The 13,280-nt window shown below is 60.1% G+C and carries 21 protein-coding genes and 1 pseudogene; 14 read left to right on the forward strand and 8 right to left on the reverse strand.

What is annotated here, in order from left to right:
* The first annotated feature begins 406 nt into the window (after positions 1-406).
* The 6 genes from JWQ24_RS13260 (at position 407) to JWQ24_RS13285 (ending at position 3,445) form a co-directional block, all read left to right on the forward strand.
* Positions 407-646 carry a hypothetical protein gene (locus JWQ24_RS13260; RefSeq protein WP_299808475.1) on the forward strand — a complete coding sequence of 80 codons (240 nt, stop codon included), beginning with the start codon at positions 407-409 and terminating at the stop codon, positions 644-646.
* A complete protein-coding gene (locus JWQ24_RS13265) occupies positions 643-1,140 on the forward strand; it encodes a lysozyme (protein ID WP_299808478.1) in 498 nt (165 codons plus the stop codon). Before JWQ24_RS13260 ends, JWQ24_RS13265 begins: the two co-directional genes overlap by 4 nt.
* A gap of 2 nt (positions 1,141-1,142) precedes the next feature.
* Complete coding sequence (locus JWQ24_RS13270) at positions 1,143-1,688, forward strand: hypothetical protein (protein ID WP_299808480.1); 546 nt, start codon at positions 1,143-1,145, stop codon at positions 1,686-1,688.
* Positions 1,628-2,068 carry a hypothetical protein gene (locus JWQ24_RS13275; RefSeq protein ID WP_366521442.1) on the forward strand — a complete coding sequence of 147 codons (441 nt, stop codon included), beginning with the start codon at positions 1,628-1,630 and terminating at the stop codon, positions 2,066-2,068. The genes JWQ24_RS13270 and JWQ24_RS13275 overlap by 61 nt, the downstream gene beginning before the upstream one ends.
* An 87-nt stretch (positions 2,069-2,155) precedes the next feature.
* Positions 2,156-2,539 (forward strand): helix-turn-helix transcriptional regulator, encoded by a 384-nt coding sequence (locus JWQ24_RS13280; protein WP_299808483.1) that lies wholly within the window; start codon positions 2,156-2,158, stop codon positions 2,537-2,539.
* Between the two features lie 732 nt (positions 2,540-3,271).
* Complete coding sequence (locus tag JWQ24_RS13285; protein WP_299808486.1) at positions 3,272-3,445, forward strand: hypothetical protein; 174 nt, start codon at positions 3,272-3,274, stop codon at positions 3,443-3,445.
* Positions 3,446-3,581: 136 nt separating this feature from the next.
* Here JWQ24_RS13285 and JWQ24_RS13290 read toward each other — a convergent pair whose 3' ends face one another.
* Positions 3,582-3,827: a hypothetical protein gene (locus JWQ24_RS13290; protein WP_299808489.1), complete on the reverse strand. Its 246-nt coding sequence runs from the start codon at positions 3,825-3,827 to the stop codon at positions 3,582-3,584.
* On the opposite strand from JWQ24_RS13290, the gene JWQ24_RS13295 reads away from it, so the two are divergent.
* The 4 genes from JWQ24_RS13295 to JWQ24_RS13310 all read left to right on the forward strand — a co-directional run bounded on the left by JWQ24_RS13295 (position 3,826) and on the right by JWQ24_RS13310 (position 5,867).
* Positions 3,826-4,062: a hypothetical protein gene (locus tag JWQ24_RS13295; RefSeq protein WP_299808492.1), complete on the forward strand. Its 237-nt coding sequence runs from the start codon at positions 3,826-3,828 to the stop codon at positions 4,060-4,062. The genes JWQ24_RS13290 and JWQ24_RS13295 overlap by 2 nt on opposite strands.
* Positions 4,063-4,356 (forward strand): hypothetical protein, encoded by a 294-nt coding sequence (locus tag JWQ24_RS13300; RefSeq protein ID WP_299808494.1) that lies wholly within the window; start codon positions 4,063-4,065, stop codon positions 4,354-4,356.
* A gap of 286 nt (positions 4,357-4,642) precedes the next feature.
* On the forward strand, positions 4,643-5,089 hold the full coding sequence (locus JWQ24_RS13305) for a hypothetical protein (protein WP_299808497.1): 447 nt from the start codon (positions 4,643-4,645) through the stop codon (positions 5,087-5,089).
* A gap of 31 nt (positions 5,090-5,120) precedes the next feature.
* A complete protein-coding gene (locus JWQ24_RS13310) occupies positions 5,121-5,867 on the forward strand; it encodes a trypsin-like serine protease (RefSeq protein ID WP_299808500.1) in 747 nt (248 codons plus the stop codon).
* 31 nt (positions 5,868-5,898) lie between these two features.
* On the opposite strand, the gene JWQ24_RS13315 is transcribed toward JWQ24_RS13310, so the two are convergent.
* Together JWQ24_RS13315 and JWQ24_RS13320 are read right to left on the reverse strand one after the other, a co-directional pair.
* Entirely contained in the window at positions 5,899-6,090 is a 192-nt protein-coding gene (locus JWQ24_RS13315; protein ID WP_299808503.1) for a hypothetical protein, read from the reverse strand.
* 299 nt (positions 6,091-6,389) lie between these two features.
* Positions 6,390-6,641, reverse strand: a pseudogene (locus tag JWQ24_RS13320) (phage major capsid protein); the annotation flags it as partial.
* Positions 6,642-7,023: 382 nt separating this feature from the next.
* Here JWQ24_RS13320 and JWQ24_RS13325 point away from each other — a divergent pair.
* Positions 7,024-7,236 carry a hypothetical protein gene (locus tag JWQ24_RS13325; protein WP_299808506.1) on the forward strand — a complete coding sequence of 71 codons (213 nt, stop codon included), beginning with the start codon at positions 7,024-7,026 and terminating at the stop codon, positions 7,234-7,236.
* A gap of 502 nt (positions 7,237-7,738) precedes the next feature.
* Here the strand turns inward: JWQ24_RS13325 and JWQ24_RS13330 are convergent.
* Entirely contained in the window at positions 7,739-8,776 is a 1,038-nt protein-coding gene (locus tag JWQ24_RS13330) for a helix-turn-helix domain-containing protein (RefSeq protein ID WP_299808509.1), read from the reverse strand.
* A 332-nt stretch (positions 8,777-9,108) separates the two neighbouring features.
* On the opposite strand from JWQ24_RS13330, the gene JWQ24_RS13335 reads away from it, so the two are divergent.
* On the forward strand, positions 9,109-9,570 hold the full coding sequence (locus JWQ24_RS13335) for a hypothetical protein (protein ID WP_299808512.1): 462 nt from the start codon (positions 9,109-9,111) through the stop codon (positions 9,568-9,570).
* On the opposite strand, the gene JWQ24_RS13340 is transcribed toward JWQ24_RS13335, so the two are convergent.
* From JWQ24_RS13340 to JWQ24_RS13355, 4 genes are all read right to left on the reverse strand, one after another.
* Entirely contained in the window at positions 9,567-10,124 is a 558-nt protein-coding gene (locus tag JWQ24_RS13340; protein WP_299808515.1) for a hypothetical protein, read from the reverse strand. The genes JWQ24_RS13335 and JWQ24_RS13340 overlap by 4 nt on opposite strands.
* Positions 10,125-10,169: 45 nt before the next feature.
* Positions 10,170-10,418 carry a hypothetical protein gene (locus tag JWQ24_RS13345; RefSeq protein ID WP_299808518.1) on the reverse strand — a complete coding sequence of 83 codons (249 nt, stop codon included), beginning with the start codon at positions 10,416-10,418 and terminating at the stop codon, positions 10,170-10,172.
* A 34-nt stretch (positions 10,419-10,452) separates the two neighbouring features.
* A complete protein-coding gene (locus JWQ24_RS13350) occupies positions 10,453-11,295 on the reverse strand; it encodes a DUF87 domain-containing protein (protein WP_299808521.1) in 843 nt (280 codons plus the stop codon).
* A gap of 312 nt (positions 11,296-11,607) precedes the next feature.
* The gene (locus tag JWQ24_RS13355; RefSeq protein WP_299808524.1) at positions 11,608-11,826 is read right to left on the reverse strand and encodes a DUF3072 domain-containing protein; all 219 of its coding nucleotides are present in this window, start codon (positions 11,824-11,826) and stop codon (positions 11,608-11,610) included.
* A gap of 418 nt (positions 11,827-12,244) precedes the next feature.
* Here JWQ24_RS13355 and JWQ24_RS13360 point away from each other — a divergent pair, with 418 nt between their 5' ends.
* A complete protein-coding gene (locus tag JWQ24_RS13360; protein WP_299808533.1) occupies positions 12,245-12,610 on the forward strand; it encodes an NADH-quinone oxidoreductase subunit A in 366 nt (121 codons plus the stop codon).
* Positions 12,601-13,221 carry an NADH-quinone oxidoreductase subunit B gene (locus JWQ24_RS13365; RefSeq protein WP_299808527.1) on the forward strand — a complete coding sequence of 207 codons (621 nt, stop codon included), beginning with the start codon at positions 12,601-12,603 and terminating at the stop codon, positions 13,219-13,221. Before JWQ24_RS13360 ends, JWQ24_RS13365 begins: the two co-directional genes overlap by 10 nt.
* The last annotated feature ends 59 nt before the right edge of the window (positions 13,222-13,280 follow it).

The raw sequence follows: 13,280 nt of genomic DNA on the forward strand, positions 1-13,280 counted from the left end.
GGCGCTAGCGGTCGCACAGGCAGCGGCCGTAGCGATCGTTACCCCGATCATCAGTTTCTCGTAGATGCTCATTGCTGCCCTTCAATAAATTGAGGCCGCTGGTCCGCGGTGAAAACCCAGCGGCCTCTTGCGCACAATTGAAATCGTGGTCGTCGGCTTGTCCCCCTCCGGCCATCTCTGCGCGCATTGTGAGCTTAGGATCATCTCCGAATTTTACGGAAGCTGATTCGTAGTTCCGCCCGCACAAGGGCGGGCCCTGTTGCAAGTTAGAAACAGTCGCTTCCGCGCACATGTACAATCGCGCATGCACATCACCCAAACGGGTGAGGGCGAACAATCCTGACCCTGATCACCACCATGGCCGCCCGGGCTCGCCGGCGCGGTCCCTTCCGTATGGAGAACGACAATGGCCGACCTCGATTCCGAGGGCGCTGGCGTGCGCCTGATCGATAACTGGAAGGCTGAACTGGGGCGGTTGTGGAGCGTGTGGGTGGCGGCCTTTTGGGGGGCTGTCGGCGCCATCATCGTCATCCTGTCCGCCTATCTCTACAGCACGTTCGACTGGCGGGTCGGTGGGCTTCTGATCCTGGTGTCGGCGTCGTTCGCGGTTGCTCGGGTCCTCAAGCAGCCGGGGACGGAAGCATGAAGACCAAAACGAAGGCCCTTTCTGCGGCTGGTGCCGCGCTTGCCGGCGTGCTGATCGCGCATTGGGAGGGCATGAACCTTGTAGCGAAGCATCTGCCGTTTGACCCGCCCGGCGTCATCACGGTCTGCGGCGGGATCACGAATTACGACTGGCCATGGCTCAAGGTCGGGGACGTCTACACCAAGGCGCAGTGCGATGCGGCGCTGTCCGAAGTCGGGGAGCGTTACGCCCAGAAAGTCCTGCCGTGCATTCCGGGGCTGCCGACATGGCCGCCGCACCGGCAGGCGGCCATCGCTTCGTTCGTCGTCAATCTTGGCCCCGGCAAGGTCTGCGGCACGTCAATTGAGCGCGATCTGAATGTCGGCCGGGTCAAGGCGGCATGCGATGCGATGGTCAAGTACGTGAATGCCAACGGCACATTCCTGCAGGGCCTGCTCAACCGCCGCACAGATGCGATGTGGGGTGAGCGGCCTTGGTGTCTGCGGGAGGATTGAGCATGGCCTCGATGTTCTGGAAAATTGCCACATCGGACTACGCGCTGGCGTTTGACACCATCGTGTTTGTGCTCGCGCTTCTGGTTTCCGGTGTGGACAAGATCGCGACCTGGCTGCCGTGGCTCAAGCCTTACACGGCATGGGGCCGGCCGGTTTCGTACATTGCCTTGGGCGCGCTGGCCCTCAGCATTGGCCATAGGCTTTCCGACGAGAGCGCCGAGCTCGCGCGCGTCAAAATCGATCTGGCCTTCTCAAATCTCCAACTCGAGACGCAACGGCAGACCGCAGACACCGCCGCACGGCTCCGGACCGAGGCTGAAGCCAGCGCCGCAACCGCCAATCAAAAGGTGACCGACTATGAAGAACGGCTTTCGAAGCTGCCGACGGCTTGCGGCTGCGATCTCGATGACTCTGCGCGGCGTCGATCTCAGAAGCGCGTCCGCGCCAGCATCTCGCTGCCGGCTGCAATCCACTCTGGGCATGCGAGGTGCCTGCATCACAGCGCAACAACTTTCTCTACGGCGTCAAGTCGATCGAGGTCGAGATGACGAAAGAGCGGAAGGTCTACCGGACATCGCGGCGGGTGAGAGCAGGGGTCGCAGCGGTGTCGGCCCGTGCTGCATCTGAAGTGATTGGCGGTCGCCCCGCCGGCTGCCCGGCGCGCTTCTGCGGTTGCGGCGCCAGCCTCCATCTGTTCGGCCGCATCATCCCGGCGCTCAATCTCGCTGCCAACTGGCTTCGTTTCCCGCGGGCCGCCCCGGCGCTGAACATGGTGGCGGCAAGGCGCGGCCACGTCTTCGTTCTGAAACAGCATGTCGCCGGAAGCACGTGGATCGTTCACGATTCAAATTCGGGTGGGCGGCGAACGCGGCTCCACGCGCGATCGATCTCCGGCTTCACCATCGTTAACCCCAATGGTGCCGTGTGATCGCTCGCGAATAAACTCGCCTATTAGTTGTATTTGATGACATCCTGCCTAAGCTTTTCAAATGATTAGAGCTGGAGGCTTCAAAGCATGGATAAGATTCATCCGCGCAGCGTAGGCGAGAAGGACATGGTCATCGGCGAGCGCATTCGTACTCATCGTTTGATCCATAGGCTGAGCCAAGACGAGCTTGGTTCAAAAATCGGTGTGTCATTTCAGCAGGTCCAAAAGTACGAGAAAGGTACAAACCGCGTAAGCTCGATACGCTTGTCAGAGATAGCCGAGGCTCTTGGTACCAATATCAAGACGCTGGTCGATGGCACCGATGAGGATAGTAAGGCACGAAGCACGCCGTTTTCAAAATTCATTGCCAGCAAGGAAGGCGTGCAACTTATTGAGGCTATGCTGAAAATCAAGGACCCAGTCGTACGTCGAGCGATCACTCATCTTGTAGAGTCGCTCTATAACTCATAATTGGCGTCGATCTCGCGCGAAGCTGAGGCGACTTAACGCCGCGTCGAGGATGTGAACGACACCCTTCAAAACGGCGCTCGACATTCGCCGCATACGCTGGGGAGTGTGGATTGACCTGCTGGTGGTGCCTGGCGCTGGCGGCGCTTGAAGCCGTTGCAATCTGGGGGGGCTGATCCGGCTCGTGGAATGGTTCGATGATAATTGGCCGCGTCTTACTCGTCACCTAAGCTCCACCGAGACGTTTAACGTCGAACAGCCACCGCCTGCTCGATTGTTGCCGCAAACTCGCACCGAAAATTTGTCTTGGCTATCAAAGTTGCGCCCCGGACTATAAACGACACCGGATGTCGAAGTCTGAACCGAGCCTTTCTGCGGCTGAGCGACGAGTGAAACTTTCTCGACCGTCGCTGTGCCGCTCACGGTCCATTGGAGCCTGCACGTCCCAGCGCGAGTACCTGAAAGATTGACTTGCTCTGTCTCGTTCTGATACCTCCAGTTCATTCGAGACTGCTGACATTCCGCCCAGGCCGACGAAGATGCCAGTAATAGGCTCGCGCCCATGATCAAGCTGCGTGCTGTGTGTAGTCCCATCTTTTTGTCACTCCGGTTTGCGTAGTCGTTTATCCCGGCCAGGGAACCCGTTCTCATACAATTCCTCGCTGCTATTGCGCTCCCTGCGCACGGAAGGCGTAAGATCATCGGCGCGCAGCGCGAGCCGCAGGAGTTCTGGCCATGGATGAAATCCTTGCAACTGCGAATCTCGGCAGCGGCAGGAGTATTCACGTAGCGACGCTCGCACGTCAAACGATTGTGCAAGCGGGGGCGGACCACCTGGGGTTTGACGGATATTTCGTCTTTGAGGAGGATAATAATCCCGAAATCAAAGGGAGCCTCGGTGCTCGGTAAGGCTGCTTCGCTGGAATCCGCGGTTAGATTGATCGAGATCTGGAGCGCCCGGGCGGCGTGACCGGAGGTTTTTTTCCTTAGTGAAGCCGCGTCATCCTACCGGGTGGCGCGGCTTTTTTCGTTTCAAGGGAGCGCGTTAGGTCAGCATCACGAACCCGCCGCACTCATGCATCCGCAGCGCGCCGTCGGCGATCGCCCGGTCCCGTCCGGCCGCATATTCGGCCACGTTGCCGCCCGCCTTGCGGAAGGCGTCGTTCCACGCCCCGACCGAAACCCGGCCGCGGACGTCGATGATCCCCGCTGCGATCTCGAGGAGCTTGCGCGCCGCAGCTTCCGGGTTGGAGAAGGGGCGGGGTTCAACGAACTTTGATGGAAGGGCCATGTCGCCGTTCGATCCGAAGCGGCCGCTCGGGCAGGCGGATATTGCCGAGCTCGAACGGTACGCGCCAGCGGGCGGCGCCGCGCCCGTCGCAGCCTCGTCGAGCGTGACTGCTGCTCCCGCCGCTCCGTTTCCAACTGCGGCGGTGCAGCACCTTCAGCAGAACCCGTCTTTGGCGGCAGACTTTGACGCGAAATATGGGGCCGGCGCTGCAGCGCGCGCGCTTGGAGGCAAGTAATTGGCAAACTCATTCGATCAGTTCGACACGCCGGCCGCGCCTCCGAAGGGCAACGCCTTCGATCAGTTCGACGCGCCCGCGAAGCCGAGCGTCGCGCTCGATGTTGCAAAGGCCGCGCCGATCGGCCTCGCCAAGGGTGCCATTTCGCTCCCCGGGCTCCCGGGCGATCTGCAGTCGATGGGAAATGCGCTCGTTGATCGCATCATGCTCGGCGCCGGTCACAAGGTCATGGATTGGACCGGGCTCGGACCGCAAGCAGAGCTTTCGCAACTGCCAGTTCGTCGTGAATGGTGAACTTGCTGTGGCTGTTGTCGTCGCTCGTTCCGCTCCGGCTGGCAAGCAGAGCCGTTGGCTTCTGGGATACGCCTCTACATGGAGGCCCGATATTGTCATTGTCGTTCGGCTCAACGATGATGGACCTGGATCGAAAATAAGAGACTATTTCGTCGTTCCGTTCATGCTGCTTCCGAATGGTCACTGGTTGAGTGCCAGCCAGATGCGATACCATCACCTCGAATGCTTTCGTTGCGAAACACTAACCCCTTTCTTTCGTCTCTGTGCCAGAACGCAAAGATAAATCATGGTCGACAAACGCGAGAAAGACAGACTGCGAGCGCAGGAATATCGCAAGGGACGGCGGGCTGAAGCGGAACGCAGGGCGGAGGAGCGCTGGACACGGGTCGTCGATCTCGTCACCGCTTCACGAGTCCTTTTCAAGACTGAAGCATTTATTCAGATGGTTCGTGACGCAGGCATCAAGTCGGTTCCGGTGCAGATGCTTTCAGGTGAAGGGATCGGCTGGTCGACTGGTAGACCCGACGGCTCGTCTCAATGCACGCTGGACTTCGTCGTTGCCTGGAAGTTCCTTTATCCCATGTTTTCGAACCCGTCGATTTACGAATTTCTGGAGAACTGGCGGCCGGGGATCGTACTGGACTTCAAAGATACATTTATTTCCCTCGTAATGTTCGGGCCGTTTCCGCGAGAGCGCCGGGTGTCGATGCGGGGCCGGGGCGTCGGCGCTTGACACCAATTGCTCTATGTGGCCTTCGGTTGGGATGCGAAAGATCATTGTCATTCTCGTCGGCGTCGTTCTGCATTCATCCGCTTCGGCGATGGTCGGCGGCGCGCCCGAGACGAACACGGGCGTCGGCGCGCCGGTCATCACCATCATCGGTTCGCGAGGTAGTTTCTGCTCCGGTGCGCTGATTGCGCCGGACGTGGTGTTGACCGCGGCCCACTGCATCGCGACGGGCACCGATTACAAGATCGTGCTGTACGACGCCCAGCGGCAGCCGGAGCTGCGCGATGTCCGCCGTGTCGCCAGTCATCCGCAATTCAATCCGCAGGGCATCGCCGCGCGCCGCGCCAGCGCCGATGTCGCTCTGCTGCAGCTCGCGCGACCTCTCACGAAGCCGGTGGCGGTGCTCGGCGTTCCCAGCGAACCGATTGTCGCCGGGCAAAGCTTCAGCGTCGCTGGCGTCGGTGTCAGCCGTCCTGGCGACGGCAAAAGCGGCGGCACCGTGCGCGCCGCACAGCTGATCTCGACCAGCCATCCCGGAAGGCTGCAGATCCGCCTCGTCGATCCCGCGACCCAGAACACCAGCGCCGGCCAGGGCGCCTGCACCGGCGATTCCGGCGCGCCGGTGGTGCAGCAGCAATCCGGCCGCGCCATCATCATCGGCGTGGTGTCGTGGTCGACAGGCCCGAACAACACCGCCGGCTGCGGCGGCCTCACCGGCGTGACACCGCTGACGCTGTACCGCGACTGGATCGTGAAAACGGCAAGGGCGTGGGGCAGCTGACGGCCGATGATTGCATCGGGGCAGGCTGACTCTAGTGGCGACGTTCCGGCTGCGTCATGGTCTCGCGCACTTCCGTGCCGCATTCGTCGCAGGCATAGACGATATCGATCCGGGCCGCACTCCAGATCGGCTCGACGTTGTCTATATGCAGCGGCAGGCCCAGGCAGTGCGGACAGACGATCACGGCAGGCTCGGTGCTGTGATACTGGATATAGGCTGGCATGGTGCTTCTCCTTTGCAGTTCAAGCATGGCCGTTCAGCCCCGACCGGCACCGCAAGCCTATGCCCGATAGCGACCGCGCGTGATCAACTCTGGAGAACGCATGCCGAACAGCGGCACAATCTCCGTGAGTGTGACTATATTTCCACACCACGCTCCGCTGCTATCAAAGCGCCGCCCGCTGTGCCGCGACGGCGCGTTCCCTGCGCTGTTTCCGCCTCACATTGCAGCCGCATTGTTTCATGGAATGGACACATCCGATTCAGACCCTCACCAAACTTCGCGACTATTCGTCCGATCCGGCTGGCGCAGCCGGAGGCGGTGGCCGGTGGCTGCCACAGATAGGTGCCGGTGGAATCCGTGAACTTGCGCACCATGTCCTGGGTGCGCCGGTTCATCACGAAGGTGGCGTTCTGCCGGTAGCCCGCCCACAACGCATAGATCAGATCGACCAGCGCGTCGGACGGGTTCGAGGCCGCAAACGCCCCTGCCGCTCCTGAGGCCACATAGCCGATACTGCCCCAGCTCCACGACGCGTTTGCCACCGTGGTGTATCCATGATGGCTCCTGGTATCGTCGTCGTCGTTGCCGGCATCGGCGGCCACGTGCGGCCGCCGCCCGGCGCGGCGGTTGAAGGACTGCAGTTCGCGGACGAAATCATCGAACCGCCGCATCGCCGCGGTCAGTTCACGCAGTAGCCGCCAGGCCGCCGCACTGGCGGCCCCCGCCCACATCAGCAGCGCCAGATGAGCGAGATCGCCGCGCTCGGTGAATATACGGATCACGTCGGTCATCGGCCGCTGCCCTGAAACAAAGGCCGCCCGGCAGCTTTAACTGACATACAGGCGATGGCGGCCTATCGTTCGCCAGGCCTTTTTGAGTCGTCATGGATCGTGAGAGACACCAATGAAACAATCTCGTATTCACGCGGCTGCTATGATCGCGCTGTTCATCACCATCGAACTGGTTTCTGCATCGGCCGCGCACGCCCGCGGCGGCGCATCCAACATCATGAACTCGCCGGGCTACCAGCGCCGGCTGCAGGAATCCCGCGGTTACGTCACCAACCGATTCGGCTCTCTTCTTGCGCCGCCCCTGGCCACTGTAAATCCGCGCGCCGTCGCGCCTAAGCATCGCTATCGCCGCTAATTGTTATCGGGACGTCCAGCCGGCCGGGACCTTTGTTCCACTGTTGGCTTGACGGAGAGGGACGGCCCAGCCCGTGCGATCCGGACACGACGACTGCCAGAACTCGCGCTGGTGAGCGCCGGTCTGCTTACCGACGTTGCCGACTTCGAGTTCACAGCCGTTGTCCATCGTCAAGATTACGCGAAACTCGTCAGGGCAGGCGGGGGCGCCTGATGTCTCAATTCGAAATTCCGCTACTTTCTAACGATGGCACTGCGCTTTGATACACCAAGGCCGGCTAGGCCAGTCCTCTGATTAACGATGCGATTGTACTCAAGGGGCAGCCACCCGGTTCTCTTCGCCATCCCAAAGACCCTGATCTCTGCTTAACAACGCGGACCTCTATGCCGGCCGCCTTGGCCTTCCGTACCATGTCCGCCGTTCCGGCTCCGCCAGGGAACGCCACAACCAAGTTTGGCTGCCCTTCACAATTGCATCAAATGGCGACCCTTGGAAGCGGCCTTCAACGCATCTTCGAGAGCTTTCTACACTCACTCGGAAGGATTTTAAATTTCACTTTGAAGCTCCGGCCGAAATGAGTCATATCCGAAAATCCCCAACCAAGGGCAATATCGCTGATAGTGAGGTGATCATGTTTTCGATCTTCCAAAGCAGCCAAACAGCGATCGAGCCGCCTCGCCAAGATGAGGCTCATGATAGATTCTCCATCTGAAGCCAGGAGAGCATTTGCGTATCGCACGCTGATACCTGCTGCGTTGGCCACTATGGAGCTATTCAAACTGGGATCGGCCAGCCGCGCTTCAATCGCGGCCCGTACCGTAAGCAATGCTATGGATCGAGCCGAGGAAATGCGTGGCCTTGACGCGGCACCAGCCTCAGCCAGAGAAAGCGCTATATAATCCATAATTTGAGCTTGCAATACCGTCTCGGCCGGCTGGCCAAGTTTTTCAACGACGCCTGGTATGGTCGCTAAAAACGAGGAGACCCATTTTTGGAATTGCGTCGCCAATCCAAAAGATTTGCTAATCATCGGTCGCGAAGGACCTAGCCTCGCTTCAAGCCACCGCCGCGGAATCTTAAAAACCAACGTCTGCGAGTGCTTCGAGAAATCGGCTGCGTAAGGCATCAGGGGGTCGAGGAGCGAAAGCTCGCCCGCTCGCAAGATCACCGCATTGCCGTTCTGATCTATTGAAAGACTTCCTGAATCTTGGCGGCAAACGAATAATTCGTCGCTACTTGCTTTGGCGACTTGTGCCGCCGTTCGACACACCCTCATTGGCGAGTTTTCAAAGCGGACGACGCCAATTTCGCCAAGTGCGCCGACGTCTATATCGGCAGAAAATAAATTGCGCTGCGCGGGGGTCGAATCGTGCCCCACGATTTGGGCGCAAGCGATGCTATGCCAGAAATCGAAGCGATCACGTGGATGAACGCTCGAGGTGGAGAAAATTCGCTTCATCAAGACAAAAGACCCATACAGCCGATCGATGGTGCCGACCGAGCCGATACTGCGCTTTTTAGGCGCGCTAAGATAGGGCATGGGACAGCAGCCTACTCGGTCGGTTGAAACGGGCGCGAATGAGAGCGTTCGTTCGGTAATTTCCAACGTTGACAGAGAGGTTTGTGGTCCGCCGCCAATGCGGGAACAACCATGAATCTAACCGAGAGATGCCGTCTCAAAGCTTTATCGTGCGAGAAGCTCGGGCGCGCCGAACTCAGACTTCAAGTTGGCGTGGGCCGAAATCGCCATTGAATGGCATGCACTGGCGGCTCGGACAGCGCCGGGCCAAATTGGAGATATCTTATAGCTGCGGCCTTTCAAGGCTCAGAGCCGTTCAATAGCTTTTGAAACGTAATTGAAGAGGTGTTTTTATGGCGCGCGGATCAAATGTCCCAACAGAGGTCCTTCGCGCAGTGGTCGTGATCGCTGAAAAAGGAAGCCTCACAAAGGCAGCAGCACACCTAGGGATACGGTCTCGATCTTTTGTATTGAGCCCTGGTGCACCGCTGCCAATCGTTACCTGGATCAAACACGATTGGATGACGGACGCCCTAACCAGAAGCGGGGTGCCTTTTAAAATCGTTTTTAATGGCGAGGACTACGACGCGAAAAAGGCCGCTGTAGAGTGTAGCGTCGGAATAAGCGCGCTTCCGCGAATGTTGATCCGGCCGCCATTGGTGGAGGGTAAAGAGTATTATTTGCCTAAGTTGCCCTTAGTCAAAAACCTTGTCTGTGCTCGCCCAGAACTAGCAGTGGAGAAAATGAAACCGTTCCTAGAAGTCATGTCTGACTTGTTCCACCAGGAGGACGAGGTTGAAACAATGATTGCCTAGTAGGCTAGCCTTGCTGCTATGGCGTCGCATAGCGATTGTACGGTGTCGCAGTCGATCTCAGTGCCTTGCTGGCCGCTTCCGAACTCAGCCACAAACTCGCGCAGGATGTCATCGCCCTTTAAGGGATGCGCCACAGCCCCCGCGTCGGCCTCTGGCAGCGCGACCCTTTCGAACCTGCCGTCGCCGAACTCGGCTGCCGATCGGGCCCACAACGTGCCGTCATCCTCGGCGCGGTAGAAGATCGACAATTCACCCGACGCGATGCGTCCCTGGACTTTGGCGCGCTCGCCAGTCTTGCAGCACCACGCGAACCCGCGATCGCCAAGATCGCTTTCCGATGACCAGATCTCGACGTATTCCCGCGAGACGATCTCGTAAATGGATCCACGCGCCTTGTGCCGCCAGCGCTCCCCCGCGTCGGCCGCCTCTGACGTGCGCAGGGCGGCGGAGGCTGCCTTTAGATCGGTCGCAACATTGTATCCGTAGTCTGCTGCGTACCGGATCGCATGGCCGTCCAGCCGATCCGCCAGCTTCATTCTCTCTGCAGTGGTCATTGGCTCAAATCCTGTTTGTCCGTCATGCGGGTAGGCGTCATGATCTCACTCCCCCTTGCTGGGCTGGGCGGGGGTGGCGGCGATCCCTTCCCACAGTAATTGCAGATAGCACCATCGCTTCTCCAGCCACGCTTTGACGGCCGGCTCGTCGCTATCGGTTACTTCGATCTCAACCCAGCGGTAGAGGCCCTTGCGCTGCCCCATGAAAAATATCTGCAGCTCGTCCGTTTCGTTGCCCCACTTCTCGCCATCTGGATCAGCCTTCCGCCAGTCCCAGCGGAAAACCAAATTCATGTCGAAGTCGGACTCGCCCTGATCTTCGATAAAATCAGGCCACGACCGGTGCCGTCTTGACGGCATGCTCGCCGCTCCGGCTAGTCGGCGTTGCCGAGTTGTCGTATGTCGCGATCTTGGGGAACTGGAAAAGTTCGGTGACCTGAGCCTCGCCGGAGCAAAGCCATGCGCTGCCGGTTTTGAGGGACGCCATCGACGCCGACACCGTCTCATAAGTTGCCTTGTCAACGTTGGCCTTCAGCCACTTCTTGACCGGCTCCTGATCGGCTGGCGCCGTCAGCCGGTGGGCGATCATCGTGTCGCAACTGCCGAGCAGGGCGTTGTGCAGCGCCTGGGTGCGCTGGGTCAGCACCATCAGGCGGATGCCCTTGGACCGACCGGCGGTGGCCAGCTTCTTGGCCCAATGGATGGCCATGGTTTCTGCGCCGATGCCGGACCGCTCTTTCGGCGCGAACTCGTGCGCTTCCTCGAGAACAAGGTAGACGACGCCGCGCATCCGCTTCATCAGCGCCGGCGCGAAGTCGTTGAAGAACTTCTGCAGGCCGCCGGCGCCGAAATCGGCCATGTCGACGATCGACAACGGGAGACTGCCATTCGCCACCAGATCGCCAATCGCCTTGCCGGCCGAATCATGTAGCGGAACGTGGCCGCGAGGCCCGCCCAGGATGACGAACGGCAACCCCGGCCGCTTGCCGTCGGCGCTGGACGTCAGCCCCCACCAGTCCGATTTGACGGCATCCAGGATGCAGACGCGCGCCGACGGGTCGGCTCGCACGATCTGCTCGATCGCCAGTTTCGCGGTGGATGTTTTGCCACTCCCGGTTTTGCCGAGAAAGGCTATGTGCTGGGCGAGGATCGATGCCGGGATCGCGCTCATGCCGACACCTGAGCGTCAGCCAAACAGTGAAATACTTTTGCCGTTTCCGGGTATTTCCCGGCCGCCGAAAGTCTGGCTAATTGTTGAAATTGCTTGGTTATGTCCGCCCTGTCACGGCAGAGGTCGCGGGTTCGAGTCCCGTCTCTCGCGCCATTCCATTTCTGGAATGGCGAGATCTGAAACGCCTCGGTAATTTCCAAAATATGGACTGAAGCGCCGCAACGCGGTCTGCATCTTTGCAGCCGGTATCATCGCGCGCTCGCTTGCGCCCCACGCTTCGCAGCACCCGGCGGCAGGGATTTCGGCAAAGCCCTAGAACGAATCGGCCAGTGCGATTTCCTGCTTCAGCGATTCGATCCGCCGGGCGGCCTCAGTGCGGCTGAGGTCGGGGGCGAATTGCCGGGGCTGGTAAGCCTCGATCGCCAGCGACTTCAGCGTCAGCGCCTGGCCACGGGTCATCGGTGCGGCCACGCGGTCGGGCAGTTCCGCATAGAATGCGGCGAGAGCGGTGGAAGAAGCGGATCGGGCCATTGGAACCTCCGGGGTCGCTGTGTCGGGTTCAGCGCGTCACTTGCTTGAGTGTTCTCTTTTTGTTCTATAACCCGAACGGGCGAATCCGCCAAGCTGAATTTCGGTATCCCGGAGCTGAGCTACCGGACGCGCGAGGGAGGGCAGGGCGACATCCGGTTGCTCCGGATTGCCAAGCGCAACTGCGTCTGGCTTCGGCTCGTCGGGCGTGGCTGCAGGACGAGTTGCCGGCGTGGATCGTCGGGCGCGACGCGCAAGCGTGGTCGGACGCCGACAGGCGGGATAACCTCGGCAGAGGGAGGAAATGCATCCCGGTCCTCACCAAGGCGTATCTTGCATGGCTTGTTGCGCTGCGCTAAGCCTCGAACAATTCCAATGTTCACGAATCCACGGGGTCTTCGCCGTGGGAAAAGGATCGCCGATGAACGGCATCTTGCAGAATTATCTTCCTCTTATGGTCTTCATCGGCATCGCCACCGTGATCGGTGCGGCGCTGCTGGTGGCCCCCTTCATCGTCGCCTACCAGAGCCCGGATCCCGAAAAGCTTTCCGCCTATGAATGCGGGTTCAATGCTTTCGACGATGCTCGCATGAAATTTGACGTCCGGTTCTATCTGGTCGCGATCCTGTTCATTATTTTCGATCTTGAAGTTGCGTTCCTGTTTCCCTGGGCGGTCGCGTTCGGCAAGCTTGGCGCGACCGGTTTCTGGTCGATGATGGTTTTCCTTGCCGTTCTCACCGTCGGCTTCGCCTATGAATGGAAGAAAGGCGCCCTCGAATGGGATTGAGCCCCGTCCTCACCGGCCAGTCCACGCCGTCGGTTCGTCCGATCGGTGCGCAGCCGCTCGTCTCCAAGGCCTCGACCGGGATTATCGACCCCAACACCGGCAAGCCGGTCGGGTCGAGCGATCCGTATTTCCTTGAGGTCAATGCGGAGCTGTCCGACAAGGGCTTCTTCGTTGCCGCGACCGATGATCTGATCACCTGGGCGCGCACCGGCTCGCTGATGTGGATGACCTTCGGTCTGGCCTGTTGCGCCGTCGAGATGATGCAGGTCTCGATGCCGCGCTACGACGTCGAGCGCTTCGGCTTTGCGCCGCGTGCTTCCCCGCGCCAGTCCGACGTGATGATCGTCGCCGGCACGCTGACCAACAAGATGGCCCCGGCGCTGCGCAAGGTTTATGACCAGATGCCGGAGCCGCGTTACGTCATCTCGATGGGCTCCTGCGCCAATGGCGGCGGCTATTACCACTATTCCTATTCGGTGGTGCGCGGCTGCGACCGCATCGTACCCATCGACATCTATGTGCCCGGCTGCCCGCCGACGGCAGAAGCGCTGCTCTACGGCGTGCTGCTGTTGCAGAAGAAGATCCGCCGCACCGGCACGATTGAACGCTAAGGCTTTGTCATGGACGATGTGAGGCTCGACAACCTGGGTCAGACGATTGTCGCGGCGCT

This window comes from Tardiphaga sp. (assembly GCF_028290495.1).
Classification (GTDB): domain Bacteria; phylum Pseudomonadota; class Alphaproteobacteria; order Rhizobiales; family Xanthobacteraceae; genus Tardiphaga.